Origin of the sequence: Marinicella rhabdoformis (assembly GCF_009671245.1) — a bacterium.
In the GTDB taxonomy this organism is placed as follows: domain Bacteria; phylum Pseudomonadota; class Gammaproteobacteria; order Xanthomonadales; family Marinicellaceae; genus Marinicella; species Marinicella rhabdoformis.
The window spans coordinates 119,498-134,583 of sequence record NZ_VTFS01000003.1; the positions used below are offsets into that span (position 1 = coordinate 119,498).

General features: G+C 40.0%; 16 protein-coding genes. 7 read left to right on the forward strand and 9 right to left on the reverse strand.

Annotation, left to right across the window (positions count from 1 at the left end; all coding sequences use genetic code 11):
• Positions 1 to 31: 31 nt before the first annotated feature.
• Entirely contained in the window at positions 32 to 1,111 is a 1,080-nt protein-coding gene (locus tag FET73_RS08375; RefSeq protein ID WP_154223505.1) for a glycosyltransferase, read from the reverse strand.
• Positions 1,112 to 1,189: 78 nt separating this feature from the next.
• On the opposite strand from FET73_RS08375, the gene FET73_RS08380 reads away from it, so the two are divergent.
• The 4 genes from FET73_RS08380 to FET73_RS08395 are packed head-to-tail and all read left to right on the forward strand — an operon-like array spanning position 1,190 to position 5,097.
• Positions 1,190 to 1,867 (forward strand): glycosyltransferase family 2 protein, encoded by a 678-nt coding sequence (locus FET73_RS08380; RefSeq protein ID WP_154223506.1) that lies wholly within the window; start codon positions 1,190 to 1,192, stop codon positions 1,865 to 1,867.
• Complete coding sequence (locus FET73_RS08385) at positions 1,864 to 2,211, forward strand: DUF2304 domain-containing protein (RefSeq protein ID WP_154223507.1); 348 nt, start codon at positions 1,864 to 1,866, stop codon at positions 2,209 to 2,211. Before FET73_RS08380 ends, FET73_RS08385 begins: the two co-directional genes overlap by 4 nt.
• A gap of 7 nt (positions 2,212 to 2,218) precedes the next feature.
• Positions 2,219 to 3,370, forward strand: a complete 1,152-nt coding sequence (locus tag FET73_RS08390; protein WP_179952193.1) for a glycosyltransferase — start codon at positions 2,219 to 2,221, stop codon at positions 3,368 to 3,370.
• Positions 3,367 to 5,097 carry a dipeptidyl-peptidase 3 family protein gene (locus FET73_RS08395; protein WP_154223509.1) on the forward strand — a complete coding sequence of 577 codons (1,731 nt, stop codon included), beginning with the start codon at positions 3,367 to 3,369 and terminating at the stop codon, positions 5,095 to 5,097. Before FET73_RS08390 ends, FET73_RS08395 begins: the two co-directional genes overlap by 4 nt.
• 25 nt (positions 5,098 to 5,122) lie before the next feature.
• Here FET73_RS08395 and FET73_RS08400 read toward each other — a convergent pair whose 3' ends face one another.
• The gene (locus FET73_RS08400) at positions 5,123 to 6,472 is read right to left on the reverse strand and encodes a hypothetical protein (protein WP_154223510.1); all 1,350 of its coding nucleotides are present in this window, start codon (positions 6,470 to 6,472) and stop codon (positions 5,123 to 5,125) included.
• Positions 6,469 to 7,596, reverse strand: a complete 1,128-nt coding sequence (locus tag FET73_RS08405) for a hypothetical protein (RefSeq protein ID WP_154223511.1) — start codon at positions 7,594 to 7,596, stop codon at positions 6,469 to 6,471. The genes FET73_RS08400 and FET73_RS08405 overlap by 4 nt, the downstream gene beginning before the upstream one ends.
• 152 nt (positions 7,597 to 7,748) lie before the next feature.
• Between FET73_RS08405 and FET73_RS08410 the strand changes: the two genes are divergently transcribed.
• Entirely contained in the window at positions 7,749 to 8,510 is a 762-nt protein-coding gene (locus tag FET73_RS08410; RefSeq protein WP_154223512.1) for an FHA domain-containing protein, read from the forward strand.
• 44 nt (positions 8,511 to 8,554) lie between these two features.
• Here the strand turns inward: FET73_RS08410 and ppnN are convergent, their stop codons facing one another.
• Complete coding sequence (gene ppnN, locus FET73_RS08415; RefSeq protein WP_154223513.1) at positions 8,555 to 9,925, reverse strand: nucleotide 5'-monophosphate nucleosidase PpnN; 1,371 nt, start codon at positions 9,923 to 9,925, stop codon at positions 8,555 to 8,557.
• 280 nt (positions 9,926 to 10,205) lie between these two features.
• Here ppnN and FET73_RS08420 point away from each other — a divergent pair, with 280 nt between their 5' ends.
• Positions 10,206 to 10,532, forward strand: coding sequence for a DUF3301 domain-containing protein (locus FET73_RS08420; protein ID WP_154223514.1), 327 nt, complete (start codon positions 10,206 to 10,208; stop codon positions 10,530 to 10,532).
• On the opposite strand, the gene FET73_RS08425 is transcribed toward FET73_RS08420, so the two are convergent.
• The 5 genes from FET73_RS08425 to dksA all read right to left on the reverse strand — a co-directional run bounded on the left by FET73_RS08425 (position 10,529) and on the right by dksA (position 14,614).
• Positions 10,529 to 11,140: a LysE family translocator gene (locus FET73_RS08425; protein WP_154223515.1), complete on the reverse strand. Its 612-nt coding sequence runs from the start codon at positions 11,138 to 11,140 to the stop codon at positions 10,529 to 10,531. The genes FET73_RS08420 and FET73_RS08425 overlap by 4 nt on opposite strands.
• A gap of 6 nt (positions 11,141 to 11,146) precedes the next feature.
• Entirely contained in the window at positions 11,147 to 11,491 is a 345-nt protein-coding gene (locus FET73_RS08430) for a PilZ domain-containing protein (RefSeq protein WP_154223516.1), read from the reverse strand.
• 5 nt (positions 11,492 to 11,496) lie between these two features.
• On the reverse strand, positions 11,497 to 12,975 hold the full coding sequence (lysS, locus tag FET73_RS08435) for a lysine--tRNA ligase (RefSeq protein ID WP_154223517.1): 1,479 nt from the start codon (positions 12,973 to 12,975) through the stop codon (positions 11,497 to 11,499).
• 71 nt (positions 12,976 to 13,046) lie between these two features.
• Positions 13,047 to 14,142 (reverse strand): peptide chain release factor 2 gene (prfB, locus tag FET73_RS08440; protein ID WP_154223518.1). Its coding sequence is split into 2 segments (ribosomal slippage): positions 13,047 to 14,069 and positions 14,071 to 14,142, totalling 1,095 coding nucleotides; the frame shifts between segments, so codons are not numbered across the junction.
• 13 nt (positions 14,143 to 14,155) lie between these two features.
• Complete coding sequence (dksA, locus tag FET73_RS08445) at positions 14,156 to 14,614, reverse strand: RNA polymerase-binding protein DksA (protein WP_246172711.1); 459 nt, start codon at positions 14,612 to 14,614, stop codon at positions 14,156 to 14,158.
• A gap of 153 nt (positions 14,615 to 14,767) precedes the next feature.
• Between dksA and yidD the strand changes: the two genes are divergently transcribed.
• A complete protein-coding gene (gene yidD, locus FET73_RS08450; RefSeq protein ID WP_154223519.1) occupies positions 14,768 to 15,049 on the forward strand; it encodes a membrane protein insertion efficiency factor YidD in 282 nt (93 codons plus the stop codon).
• Positions 15,050 to 15,086: the final 37 nt, after the last annotated feature.

Here is a 15,086-nt window from a genome sequence, read left to right on the forward strand (position 1 = left end):
AAAGATAACAGTTTGGACCGAAAGGTCGCAGTCAAATCAAATATTTTGAAATATTTTTTAAAAACAAGTGGGTATCGAAATCCAAAGCCCTGTGTTCACATGCATCCCTCATGCTACTGGCTTTTTGTGGTGTCAACAAACTGACCGACGCTATAATTGATTCAACCAAATGCTCATCGTCTGCATAAAAACCTGTTTCTTGGTTAATCACAGATTCCAATGGACCTCCATGATCTGAACATATTACAGGCTTCCCAGCGGCCATTGATTCGACAGGTGTCATACCAAAATCTTCATCTTCTGGCACATAAATCGTTGCCAAACAGCCACCCAATAGGTCCAACAATTTTTCTTCACTGAGCCAGCCTGTGAATGAAATATTGTCATGACCCTGTGCTAATTTCTGTAATGCCTCAGACTCTGGACCTCCAGATGCAATCACCACTTTTTTGTCTGGCATTTTTTTGAATGCTTCTACAATAGATTTTATTCGCTTTAAACCATCTAATCTGGCCAATGAAAGAAAATAATCGCCTTGAGCTTTCCATCTGAATTGCTGAGTATCACATGGTGGATAAACCACTTGGGCATCAAGACTTAAGGTATTTTTAATTCTCTTTTTCACATATTGTGAGTTGGTCAGCACCACATCCATCTGATTGACCGCTTGTTCATACTGCGGCTGAAACCATGTGTTCAGGAGGTGCAAAGCCTGCTTGCCCAGCCAAGATAAATCTTTACTGTAATGCGCCTTCTTATCGTAAACAAAACGTGGTGGTGTATGACAATAAAATACGTGCTTTTGTGCATTGATGTTATTAATAGCCAGCGGACTGGCCACGCCAGAATAAATCACATTGGCATATGCCTTATCAAGGCGATATTTTTTAAATGCACGAGCCAGTGACCATGTCTTTATGCCTGACAAACCACTTAAGCCGTTTAAGTTTGTGACTTGACCTGACAACTGGGATAAATCAAAACCCTGTTCACTGATGGCTCCAGTCACCAAGTCACTGTTTAAACCCAAACATAAATCGTGGATCAATCGCTCTCCACCACCTTTGATTAAAAACAAATCATGTAAAGTTAAAACTGAGCTTGGGTTCATAGAAATGACAACAATGGATTGTGAAAAAAAGCGTAATGGTATATAAATACCGTCTTATTTTAAACCAAGCATCAGGACATGAAGACATTAATTGTCATTCCTGCCTTTAACGAAGCAGACAATTTACAAAAGCTACTGCCTCAAATCACTCAATTACGTGGTCTTGACATTTTAATTGTAGATGATTTCAGTAGTGATGGTACAGCGCTAAAAGCTAAAGACATGGGTGTAACTTGTTTGTCTTTGCCGGACCAACTGGGTGCTTGGGGGGCAACACAAACTGGCATTCGGTATGCATTAAGCAATGGCTATGACCAAGTCGTCACAATGGATGCAGATGGGCAACACCTCCCTGAGGAAATAGCCACCTTGTTAAACAGTAAAAGCCAAGACAACAATGTCATCATCGGAACCTTTCCGAAAAGGCTCAGTCGATTGAAAAAAATGGCTTGGGGGTTCTTCAAAGCATTAACCCTTATAAAAATTCAAGATTTAACATCTGGCTTCAGACTGTATGACAAACAAGCCTTGACTTTATTGTCTGGTGAACGTGCCAGCTTGTTAGATTATCAAGATGTTGGTGTTTTACTCCTGTTGTTAAGATCAGGCTTAACCATTTCTGAAGTTCCTGTTAAAATGTACGACCGTCAAGATGGAAAGTCTAGAGTATTCAGCTCATGGTTGGTTGTGATGAAATACATGATTCAAACCACCACCTTGTGTATTGCCAACTTTGGAGTTAAAAAAACGAAATGACAAACATTGTAATCTTAGTAATTGGCGCCCTGCTCTCTGTGACGATTTTCTATATGGTTCGCAAAGATAAAATGCACGGGCCATTTGCTACTTGGTGGTTGTTTGTGGCATTGGCCACTATCATTTTAGCCGCTTTCCCTCAGTGGGTAGATCTCATTGCTGGGCATTTAGGCATCGTTTACCCACCCACATTAATCCTGGTTCTTGCTGTGGCGTTGATATTAATCAAAATGTTGACCATGGACATGGCACTGACTCGTAAGGAAAGAAAAATCAGACGCTTAACTCAACGCATGGCAATCATCGAAAACAAATTGGATGAAGTCCTCCAAAAAGACAGTTAAGCAATCCATGAACATCCTGCATCTTGGTAAGTATTACCCGCCCTATCATGGCGGTATGGAACACTACTTACAAGACCTGGCCGAAGCACAAGTTGAACAAGGTCATCAAGTCACAGTGATGGTACACAACCACGAATTTGGCAAACTACTTTCTCAAACAAAAACTGAACATGTCAACGGCGTAAAAGTCATTCGATTGAAATCAACCAGACCCATCTGCTTTACTCCCCTGATGATTGGCCTGGGCAGAACACTCAATCAACTACTTAAAGAAAACAAATTCGATATACTTCACCTACATTGGCCCAATCCATCATTGGCTCTGTTGCTATTCAATAAAGCATCAAAAAATCTGCCTTGGGTCTTACGCTGGCATTCAGATATGGTGACTGAGTCATCATCTAAATTGCTCAAATTTATTTATGCACTGATCAAACCGATTGAACAAGCAATAATCAAAAGGAGCCAATTGATTTTATGCAGCAGCCCTGTATACATTGAACAAGCTCCTGCATTACTAAAAAACAGAGAGAAATGTCACGTGTTGCCTTTGGGTATTAAACCGATGCTCAAATCAAATGATCAATTACCCACAGAATGGGCAGAGCAACAATGGCCAAAAAATAAACTGAGGTTGTTTAACTTAGGTCGATTAACGTTTTATAAAAACCAAAAGCTTTTGATAGAAGCCAGCATACATCATCAGTCCCAACACACTTTAATTGCCGGTAGTGGCCAACTCAAAGCCCAACTGGAAAAACAAATCAAAAAAAATAAGCTACAAGAAAACATCAAGCTATTGGGCAACTTGAGCTGGCCAAAAGTCAATGCCTTGTATCAAAGTTGTGATGTTTTTTGTTTGACCTCAAATGACCGAGCGGAATCATTTGGCGTGGTGTTACTCGAAGCCATGTGGCACAACAAAATCATATTGGTAGCAGATACCTTGGGGTCTGGCATGTCTTGGCTGGCCCAGCAATATAACAAAGGCTTCATTTTCAAATCTAATGACGCCCATGATTTCATTAAAAAATTAAATCACATTGAAGAAAATTTAGGGTCAATTCAGGCATTGCCTGAAAATTTTCAATGGCCAATTAACCAAACGGCTTCAGACCTCAACCACTTGTACAAAAAAATAAAAAAGGAGACACCATGAAAAGAAAAACATTGTTCATTGCCTGCGCCATGTTCAGCACCAGTTTGCTAACTGCTTGCAGTGATGAAAAAGTGATCACTGCCGAGCCTTCAAATGAATCGGCTCAAACTCAGATAGCAACTGAAACAACTCCAGTAAATCATAAAACAAAACAAGGCACCGAAGTCAAAGCAGTAACTGGCAACAAAACTTTAATCAACAAGTATGCCACGTTTGAGTTAAGCAGTGACTTATCCCATTTATCAGACAATCAAAAAGCCATGATTCCTTTGTTTATCAAAGCTTCACAAATCATGGATAAGCTATTCTGGTTACAAGCTTATGGTGAGCAAGATCCGTTTCTGAAATCTCTTGGAGATGAAGAGTTGCGCCGCATTGCAGACATCAACTATGGCCCATGGGATCGTTTGGATGGTGACAAACCTTTCATCGATGGCGTAGAAGAGAAGTCTTTGGGCGCTAACTTCTATCCAAAAGACATGGACAAAGCTGAATTCGAAGCACAAGCCACTGATGAATTAAAAGACCTGTATACCAATGTAGTCAGGGGTGAAGAAGGTCAATTAATGGCTGTACCTTTCCACCAAGCCTATGCCAGTGATTTGAAAAAAGCTTCAGACTTTCTGCAACAAGCGGCCAGTTTAGCTGAAGACGAAGGGTTTAAAAAATATTTAACACTCCGAGCCGAAGCTTTGGTCACAGATCAATTCAAAGCCTCTGATTTGGCCTGGATGGACATGAAGTCGAATAAAATTGATTTAGTCATTGGCCCTATAGAAAGTTATGAAGACCAATTGTTTGGCTACAAAGCTGCCTATGAAGCCTATGTGTTAATCAAAGACCTTTCTTGGAGTGAAAAGCTGGCAAAATTTGCGGCCTTTTTGCCTCAACTACAAAAAGAACTGCCAGTACCTGACGCCTATAAAACAGAAACACCAGGAACTGATTCAGACTTAAATGCTTATGATGCCGTATATTATGCCGGCCACTCTAATGCAGGCAGTAAAACAATAGCCATCAACTTACCAAATGATGAATCCGTGCAATTAGAAAAGGGCACTCGTCGCCTACAACTTAAAAATGTCATGCAAGCCAAATTTGAGAAAATCTTGGTACCCATTGCAGAAGAGTTAGTGGCTCCAGAACAAAGAAAGCACATCACATTCAATGCATTTTTTGCCAACACCATGTTTCATGAAGTGGCACATGGCTTAGGCATCAAAAACACCATCAATGGCAAAGGCACTGTACGAACGTCATTGAAAGAATATGCCTCATCTATTGAAGAAGGAAAAGCTGATATTCTTGGTCTATATATGGTTGAAAAACTCTATAAGATGGGTGAATTAGATGACAGCGAAATGATGGATTATTACACCACTTTCATGGCTGGAATTTTTCGCTCTATACGTTTTGGATCGAGCTCAGCTCACGGCGTTGCAAATTTATTGAGGTTCAATTATTTTGCGGATAACGGCGCCTTTAACTTTGATGAGGTAACTGGACATTACTCGGTAAACGCTGAAAAGATGTCTGCTGCCATTGCTTCTTTGTCAGAAAAGATACTGACGCATCAGGGTAATGGTGATTATGAAGGCATCGCTGCATGGATGAAGAACAAAGGTCAAATCACACCTCAATTGAAGCGCTCTTTAGATGCCATCAACCAAGCAGGTATTCCAGTAGATATTGTCTTTAAACAAGGCCGACACATCCTTGGTTTATAAATTCAGATATAAACCTTCATTCGGATTAAAGGGTTGGCTCGCCAACCCTTTTTTGTTGCCAAACCACAAATACTTGAGTCAATAAATACATAAAGACGGGGACCAGCTGTAACACAATTCGATTAACGGCAGTATAATTCTCTGCCCACTGAGAAGCGCCTGTAAAAAAGAACAGAAACAGAAAAGCAGTAAACGATAATACAAAAAATGTTTGAGTAACTTGTTCATGTTTTGGGTGTTTAACCAACAACCAAAACAACACCACAAATGGCAGAAAGTACCACAAAAATCCCCAGTTGTTCTGTAAAAACAAGCCTGTAAACACTTCATTAGCAACCGGTGCAGGCATTAACAACATCTCAAAAACTGAACCAAATTTGATGAATTCTTGGCTGATAACCACCGTTCGACCTGCCCAACTGAATGACCATGTGCCTATGAAAAACCAGACTGTTAAAAACAAAGCCACCAAACTCAATACATACCAACGATGCTTTCTGATCAAAAATTTAGAAACCAGTTGTGCCAAAAGCATTAATCCCAGCCAAACCCAGCCTTCTGTTTTGAACAATGGCAGCATAGAAAGCAACAATGCCAACCTAATACCGTTGGTAACTGTGTGACGTTTATTCCACTCCGAAAGTGCTAAAACAGCAAGCAGTAACAACATTGACAGCCAAATGTCTGCATACCCTTGTAGATTGATGTGATTATTTAACAGCGGCATACACAAAAACAAAATGGTGGCACAAACTGTTAACACCCAATCAGCACCAGCTTGATGTAGCCTCAATAAAACCAAATAAACCAACCAAAAATAGCAAAGGCCATATAAATACCCAAGGACTTGATTGTTCTCATCACCCAAAACTTGGCCAATATAATAAAGCAAAGGTAAACCATCTGGATATTCAGCTGTCACATTAAACACGGCTGCCTTGTCACTTAGCCACTGAACTGATGAAACCATTTCCACAGAAAGACCATGGCTCAACCATTGCTTGGCTTTTAACTCCCATCCCAACCAACTGTCCCACGCAATCAATGGCATTTCAGGCTTAAGAAATAACCAATACACCAAGTATAAAAAAACCATTACACCAAACAACAACCAGTTATGGTTTCTTAATAACTTCAGTTTCCGCCATAACGAAGGCAAAGCAGCCATGAGTAAGGGTAAAAATACCAACAAAATACTGATATTTAAATCAAGCCACTGAATCACATTCAAAGCATGAAGCATGATTCCCATACCAATAAATATTTCAAATCCATTGATAGCGCTGTCTGAAAACTTGTTATCAAAAACCCTTAAAAAGGCAGTGCCCAACAATGACCAAAGCAAAATAACAAATATGGCAATCAATAGCATCATAGTTTCACCACACAAAATTGGTCATTAGATAATACCGTTTTGATATGCTTGGGAATGTACGATTTTTTTGAACTTTGACAGTCTGGCAATATATTTCGAGTCGTTATCAAATACACCTCATCCAAGTGATTGACTTTTTTAAATGCTGACGCATCTGACCAATATACATAATCATAAGTCAGAACCCCATGAAGGTGATAACGCATTCTACTTTTAATAAAAGCATCAGAAGCTTTGATAAAAACGGCAAATTCATGTGGCTCAGCTTGATCAATCCAGTCAACAAATTCAGCGGTAAAGTCATGGACTTTCCTGTCCAGCTCATTGATGTCTTTATTGGTATTTGGTCTTGGGTAATCAATTATTGTTTGCTGTTTCAACCTGTATTGACTGACAACAAAATATGCCGATGTTGGAAGCAACACCATTAACCACAAATACATCACCTGCTGTATTGGTAGCGATTGAAACCATGCCAACAGCAAAACCACGGTTAACCAAACTGCCAAACCCAACGCCAACTGTGGAAACAACGATTGTTTTTGCCAAAAGTTCAGTGAAGACAATTGATATTCAGCGCTATTCGACATCCAGGCTTTAACATAATACCATCGACTTACGATTGAATCTGAAGATAAAAAGAGTCCATCAAAACCCATGTCCTTGTTGACTGTGGTGTGCAAGCCCAAGTCCCTTTTAGAATTTACTGAAATCTGCAACTCCATTGGCACAGATGACTCGTACTCGACAAAAGACAACTCAGGTAATTCAACCACAAAATCATCAGCTTGCAAAAAATCACCATTAAACAAAGTCTTCCTGCCTTGCATGATTTTCAATGAAACTTGATACAATGAATCTGCTTTGGCTCCAGAAAATTTCAAGTACTTGTATTGACCCAATGCTTTTGACTGTATCGTGTATGAAAAAGATACAGGGCCAAAGGGGTTAGCGCTGATTGAGAAGTGGTCGCCATTGCGGTAAAAAACACCAGGCTCCACATCTAATTTTAAGGTGATATTTTGTTCTTTGTGCGCTACAGAGCCAGCATACAGCGAAAGAAACACTGTGCCTGTCAAACCCCCAATCACAACCAACCAAAATACCAAAACCTTTTTATTCATTTAAGCCCTTCCAGTGCTTTTATTTTTGACTATTATATGCAAATAAAGTCCCATTGACCATGCTCAAAACCGAGACTCAGTTCATAAAACCACATTTATGCATTGAATAGTTAAGCATTTTCACATTACAATCGTGTAAACCATTGAAAATAATGATGCATTTACAACGCAAAGACAACAACGAAACAATAAAATTCCCACTTAAAGAGCAGGTCATAGTGGGCAATGACTTTGATTGTGACATTCAAATCAATCACCCTGATTTGCATGGCAAGCACTTTATGGTTAAAAATAAAGACTATGGTTGTGTTCTGGAAGTCTTTGAGGGGACGGTCTTTTTAGATCAGAAGCAAGTCATGAAACAATGTATGATTGAACCAGGTGAGACCATTGGCGTTGGAGATTTGTGCTTGACATTAATTGATGATGAATTTATCCCCAAAGATTCTGCCATCAACCACACCCAAATTGATATTAAGAAAAACACCAAGCACAGTGCGGTTTTTGGACTCCGAAGTTTCGATCGTTTAAATGCAGGTCATTTCATTATCAATGACTTTCATCATGCAGATGGTTGGCATGTCATCCGTCAAGACAATGACTTACACTTTATTGACAGCAAACACAAAACCAGACTCAATGGGCTGAAGGTCGCACAAGCAAAACTCAGCAACGGAGATGTCATCACAAGTTCAAACTACAAATACAAAGTAGAGTTACCAGGCACTTCAGGGTATTCAAAATTCAGTCCGTCTCACCCTAAAAATGTCATGTTAAGTGAACAGGTAAGCAAGCAAAAAACTAACAAACCTGCCACACAAAACAAGCAATTCATCAAAAACAACTTATGGTGGATAACACTTTTGGTCGGTTTGTTGCTACTCATCATTTTAATCATAAACAATAAGCAATAAAAAAGGGCCTCCAAGCCCTTTTTTATTGCTGCCATCACCTCAGCTTATTTAACTACCTCAAAAACAGGTGTATATTCACTTCCGGGTAACTTCATGCGTTTTTGCTCAATAAATGCTTGTAACAAGTCATCTAACTTATGCATCAGCTCACGATTACCGTTGATTTGGTAAACGCCTTTTTCCTTGATTTGCTGTACACCAAACTCTTTAACATTACCGGCAACAATACCGGAAAAAACTTGTCTCAAAGAAGCTGCCAACTCACCAATGGGCCTATCCAAATGCAAGTTCAAAGCCGCCATGTTTTCATGAGTAGGAACAAAAGGAAATTGTAATGCCGGATCTATTTCTAGTCCCCAGTTATAGAAATAACTGACTTCATTTTTGGAACGATATTCCTTCACTTCATCAATACCTGTCATCATTTTTTGCGCAACTTGTTCTGCATCATCAATAATAATTTCATATAAACCAGCCACTTCTTCACCCAGTGCAAAGCGTATAAATTGATCAATTTGATGAAAATAATCTGCTGATTCTTTAGGTCCTGTCATGATAAAAGGAAAAGGTTTTCCCTTGTTTTGTTCATTAGACAAAATACCAATCAAATACAAAATTTCTTCTGCTGTTCCAACACCACCCGGGAAAACAATAATGCCATGCCCTAATCGAACAAAGGCTTCCAATCGTTTTTCAATGTCAGGCATGATAATCAGTTTGTTCACAATTGGGTTGGGAGCTTCTGCAGCAATAATACCAGGTTCAGTTAAGCCAATAAAACGCCCTTCCTTAATACGCTGCTTAGAATGCCCTACAGATGCTCCTTTCATTGGTCCTTTCATGGCACCAGTGCCACAACCTGTACAAATATCTGCACCACGTAAACCTAATTGATAGCCCACATCTTTGGTGTATTGGTATTCAACTCGATTAATAGAATGCCCACCCCAACAAACAACCAAGTTAGGATCAATTCCATATCGATGAACTTCAGACCGACGCATCAATTGAAACACATAATTAGTGATCTCAAATGAATCCAGCAATTCATCAGAACCATGCTCTGTGTGCTGGTAAACAATGTCTCTTAGTACAGAAAAAATTGAGTCCCTGATACCTGAAATCATTTTTCCGTCGACAAAAGCTTGTGCTGGCGCATTGATAAACTCTAAATGGATCCCCCTTTCTCTTGGCACCAAGTTCACATCAAAATTTGGATACCTTGACAACACTGCCATGGCATCATCATCTTTGGCATCACAGTTTAAAACCGCTAAACAACATTTCCTGAACAGTTCATAAACACCGCCTTGTCCAACTGCCATCATTTTATTGACTTCTTCTTGTGACAACAATGTCATACCGCCACGTGCTGCAATAATACAGCGATCTATGGTTTTAACCTCTTGATTCATTATAATTCTCCTTTTTTAGGGTCAATATGGCCAAGGCCCAATGGCCTATGTCATATAACCAGTATTATGTTATGCTTTGATTACAATCCACAGTCATTGTGTTGAAATCATTTTTTGGCCGCATTCGCATGGAATTTTGAAGACAATGAACGAGTCATCGAGAACATTCGAATACCACCCTTATCATTAATTTTTATTGGGTGGCAGTATTCACATTGATTTTTCAGAATACGGGCAAATATATTACATATAATAATCTTCAGATGCAAAATATTTTTTTATGACAGAGATCCCAATACTTTTTTTCTTCGTTGCTTTGGCTTATTTTTGGTACAACCAAATGCAAGCCTTAGACCACGTTAGAGCAACAGGTAAACACATCACCAAACAAAAACAATGGGTATTTCTTGACGACTCAATAGTGCAAAAAAAACTGACCATAAAACCCAAGGCAGGCAAGCTTTGTTTTTACAGGGAATTTGAATTTGAATTCTCAGACACTTCAGCCAAAAGGTATCATGGCACCATCACACACCATGGTCAAAAAACCACAGAAATTCAATACTTCATTGCAGACTCAATAGAAAGTATCAAGCTGAATCATTAAGACCAAAGTGTTGAAAGCAAGAACAGTGCCAACCCAAGGAATATCAAAACTGACACCCTATCCATCCACCATTTGAACCGAGCTTTCTCAAAAAAATGAGACAAACTTTTATCTGTCAACCATGCCAAAGATCCAAAGACCAACACTGTGACGAGTGAAAAAATCACGCCCAACCACAACAAACGCAAACCGGCACCAGGCTCATCTAATTGTGCAAATTGAGGAAACAAGGCAAAAAAGAACAGCAGCACTTTAGGGTTCGTCACATTCATGATGACACCACGCCAATAGCTGGCTTCTACAACACGTTGCGGCTTTAGCATGTCATCCGAACGATGTAACCAGGTCTGCCACGCCAAATAGAATAAGTATCCAGCGCCAAGAGTCGTCACCAGTTTTACTGCCCAGGGTGTGGCTAAAATTAAAGCCGTCACACCCAAGGCTAATAACAAAGTATGAACCAAACAACCCGTAGCAAAACCTAAAGTTAATTTAAATGCAGACAGGAAACCTTGTCGGCCGGCCGTCGCAACAACCAACAATACATCAGGCCCCGGTGTTAAGGCCAATAACACCGAGGTGATAAAAAAAGAAAAATATAAGGTCAATGAAACTTAGCCTTGGTAAGGTTCTACTTCATGCACTTGATCGCCTAACAGTTGCCACAAGGCTTGTTGTTTAGCGTCTTCAATCACTGTAAAGTGAAGTGCCAATTCTTTTTCATCCGAGCGAATCACCTGTGCCGTGACATCAAAATTGAATGATTGATTAACCACAATTTCTAAGATACAGCTGTCACCTTTATTTAAAGTTTCAATGTGATCTTCACTGATTTTTTTGAGTAGAATTCCCGAAGCTGAAATGTTTTTTACCTCTGCAATCAATGAATGACCGCGATGCAAAACCAAGCACGAAGCTATTATCTTTTTTCTGGCAAACCTAACACCTTCTTCATTCATATCACTTACTCTGGTTTCATATAGGGAAATAAAAGGACATCTCGAATTGAAGCAGAGTCAGTAAACAACATCACCAACCGATCAATTCCAATACCCTCTCCAGCAGTTGGTGGCATACCATACTCTAATGCTCGGATATAATCCGCATCAAAATGCATGGCCTCATCATCACCTGCTTCAAACTCTGCCACCTGTGCCTTAAACCGCTCAGCTTGATCCTCAGGGTCGTTCAACTCAGAGAATCCATTGGCGATTTCATTACCACAAATAAACAACTCAAAACGATCTGTAATCTCAGGGTTTTCATCATTGCGTCTGGACAGTGGCGAAATTTCTATCGGATATTCTGTCACAAATGTGGGTTGAATCAGGTGTTCTTCTACTGTCAACTCGAATAATTCAGCCAAAAGTTTGCCTTTTTTCCACTTTTTATCAATAGAAATATTGTTATCAGCACAGTAACTTTGCATAACTGACAAATTGTGACAATCATTTTCAGACAAGCCTTCATTGTATTCTGCCACCAATGAAGCCATGCTTTGTCGGCGAAATGGTTGAGCAAAGTCTAGTTGATTCCCCTGGTATTCGAATGCTGTTTCACCTTTAACATTTTCTGCCAAAGAGCGAAACATGGCTTCAGTCAGGTCCATCAATTCGTTATAGTCCGCATAAGCCCAATAAAATTCCATCATGGTGAACTCAGGATTGTGCTTAGTAGAAACACCTTCGTTACGGAAATTCCTATTGATTTCGAACACCTTTTCAAAACCACCCACTGTCAATCTTTTCAAAAACAGTTCAGGGGCCACACGTAAGAACAACTCCAAATCCAAAGCATTGTGATGTGTCGTAAAAGGTTTGGCTGTTGCACCACCTGGTATCATGTGCATCATCGGGGTTTCAACTTCTAAAAAGTCACGCTGTTCCATGAAGTGACGAATATGAGACACCATACGAGAACGCATTTTAAAAACATCTGCAGAATCTTGATTCATGATCAAATCCACATATCGCTGGCGGTATCGCGTTTCCTGGTCCGAAAGCCCATGGAACTTTTCAGGTAGAGGACGCAGGGATTTGGTGATTAACTCCAGCTCTGTGACTTTGACAGACAACTCATTGGTTTTGGTTTTGAACAACACGCCCTTACCCGCAACAATGTCACCCATGTCCCATGTTTTAAAATCAGCAAATTTCTCTTCACCTACTTGATTCAATTGTATAAACAACTGAATGTCACCCGACACATCTCTTAAATTAGCGAATCCACCCTTACCAAACAAGCGTTTGCTCATCATGCGACCAACAACTTCAACTTCTATCCCTTGTGGATCGAGCGCTTCCTTGTCTATGGCATCATAGTCATTGTGTAAATCAAGTGCCAAATGTGAACGCCTGAAATGATTTGGAAACGCAATGCCGTTTTCACGGATGGCTGTCAACTTAGCGCGACGTTCAGCTATTAATTTGTTATCTTCACTCATGAGTTATCTTCTTTAGTTGCTCTTGAATTAATTCTTTAAGAATGGTTTGTTATTTGAAAACAGGGCTTATTTTACAAACCCTGTTTTAAACTGGCTTCAATGAATTTATCTAAATTACCATCGAGCACTGACTGTGTGTTGGTGTTTTCAACACCAGTGCGTAAATCTTTGATTCGAGATTGGTCCAAAACGTATGAACGGATCTGACTGCCCCAACCAATGTCTGACTTAGTTTCTTCTAAAGACTGAGACTCTGCATTGCGTTTTTGCATTTCCAACTCATACAGCTTGGCTTTCAACTGTTGCATGGCTGTGGCTTTATTTTGATGTTGAGAACGCCCGTTCTGACACTGAACAACCGTATTGGTTGGCACATGTGTGATTCGTACTGCCGACTCTGTTTTGTTCACATGCTGACCACCTGCACCCGATGAACGGTACACATCAACACGCAAATCAGCAGGATTGATGTCAATTTCAAAATTATCATCAATTTCTGGGGAAACAAATACCGAGGAAAAACTGGTGTGGCGTTTGTTACTTGAATCGAATGGTGATTTACGAACCAAACGGTGGACACCAATTTCAGTTCTTAACCAGCCAAATGCATAATCACCAGTCACTTTGAATGTTGCCGATTTAATACCAGCCACATCACCGGCTGAAACCTCAATCAACTCTGGTTTCCAGCCTCTGGACTCTGTCCAACGCAGATACATACGCAATAACATTTCTGCCCAATCTTGAGCTTCCGTGCCACCTGAACCCGCTTGAATATCTACGAAAGCATTATTGGGGTCCATCTCACCAGAGAACATTTTCTGAAATTCAAGTTGTTCAATTTTTTCTTGTAAATCGGCCAATTCTGACAACACCGTATCGAAGCTCTCTTTGTCTTCTTCTTCATCGGCCATGGCCAAAAATTCACGGGTATCTTCGATGCCAGATTTTAATGCATCTATGGTGCTGACTATATGATCTAAACTGGCCCGCTCTTTACTTAATGCCTGGGCTTTCTCCTGATCATTCCATACATCAGGATCTTCTAGTTCAATATTGACTTCTTCTAAACGCTCTTTCTTGTTTTCATAGTCAAAGATACCTCCACAGCGCTTCGGTGCGCTGGGAGAAGTCATCTAATTGAGCAACTTGTTGTGCAATTTCCATGGAATCCTCTTTATTAACCTTCTCTGGTAATTTTTTGTTTCAATTCCCAACGCTCTTGGGCATCAATACACATGGTAGCAATGGGTCGAGCAATCAAACGCGGCAAACCAATCTCTTCATCAGTTTCTTCGCAGTAACCATAATCACCAGATTCTATGCGACGCAATGCTTTATTGACTTTCTTTAACAGCTTTCGATAACGGTCGCGTGTGCGTAATTCAAACGTGTTCTCAGTTTCACGAGAAGCACGCTCTGCCTCATCACTGACATCTCTTGCTTCAGATCTTAGGTTTTCGATGGTTTCATTTGACTCTTTAAGCAATTCTTCTTTCCATTGCTCAATGCGCCTTCTAAAGTATTCAATGTGCTCATCACACATGTATTCGTCTTTATCAGTAGGTAAGTAGCCGTCAGCCAATTCCAATTGGGCAACATATCCTTCTGGCAAATCATTAATGCTTCTTTCTGACATGGTATTCTCCTATTAAATGCCTCACAGCTAAAACCGCGTGCTAAAATATGGACTTATTATTATTTATCAATAGCTGGGCATCATACAGACACCAAACAATTTTTTAAGGCGGTAGTTTATACCTGAATTAAGTAAATTCGGCAACTTATTTTAATGATTAAAGCGATTTTCATCACACTTTTACGTGGCTACCAAATACTCATCAGTCCATGGCTTGGAAACCGCTGTCGATTTTATCCATCATGTTCAGAATATATGATTGAAGCAATAAAGCGGTTTGGGATATTTCAAGGCATAAAATTAGGCGTAAAACGTCTGGCCAGGTGTCAACCCATGTGTGAAGGTGGCATTGACCCTGTTCCTGACATAGACCCCATTACAAAGCAACCCATTAAAGATACTCCTGACCCGAAACCCAAAAACCCTTCCGATTAAATGCTGTTACACAAATATTTCAGTACTTGGGTAAATC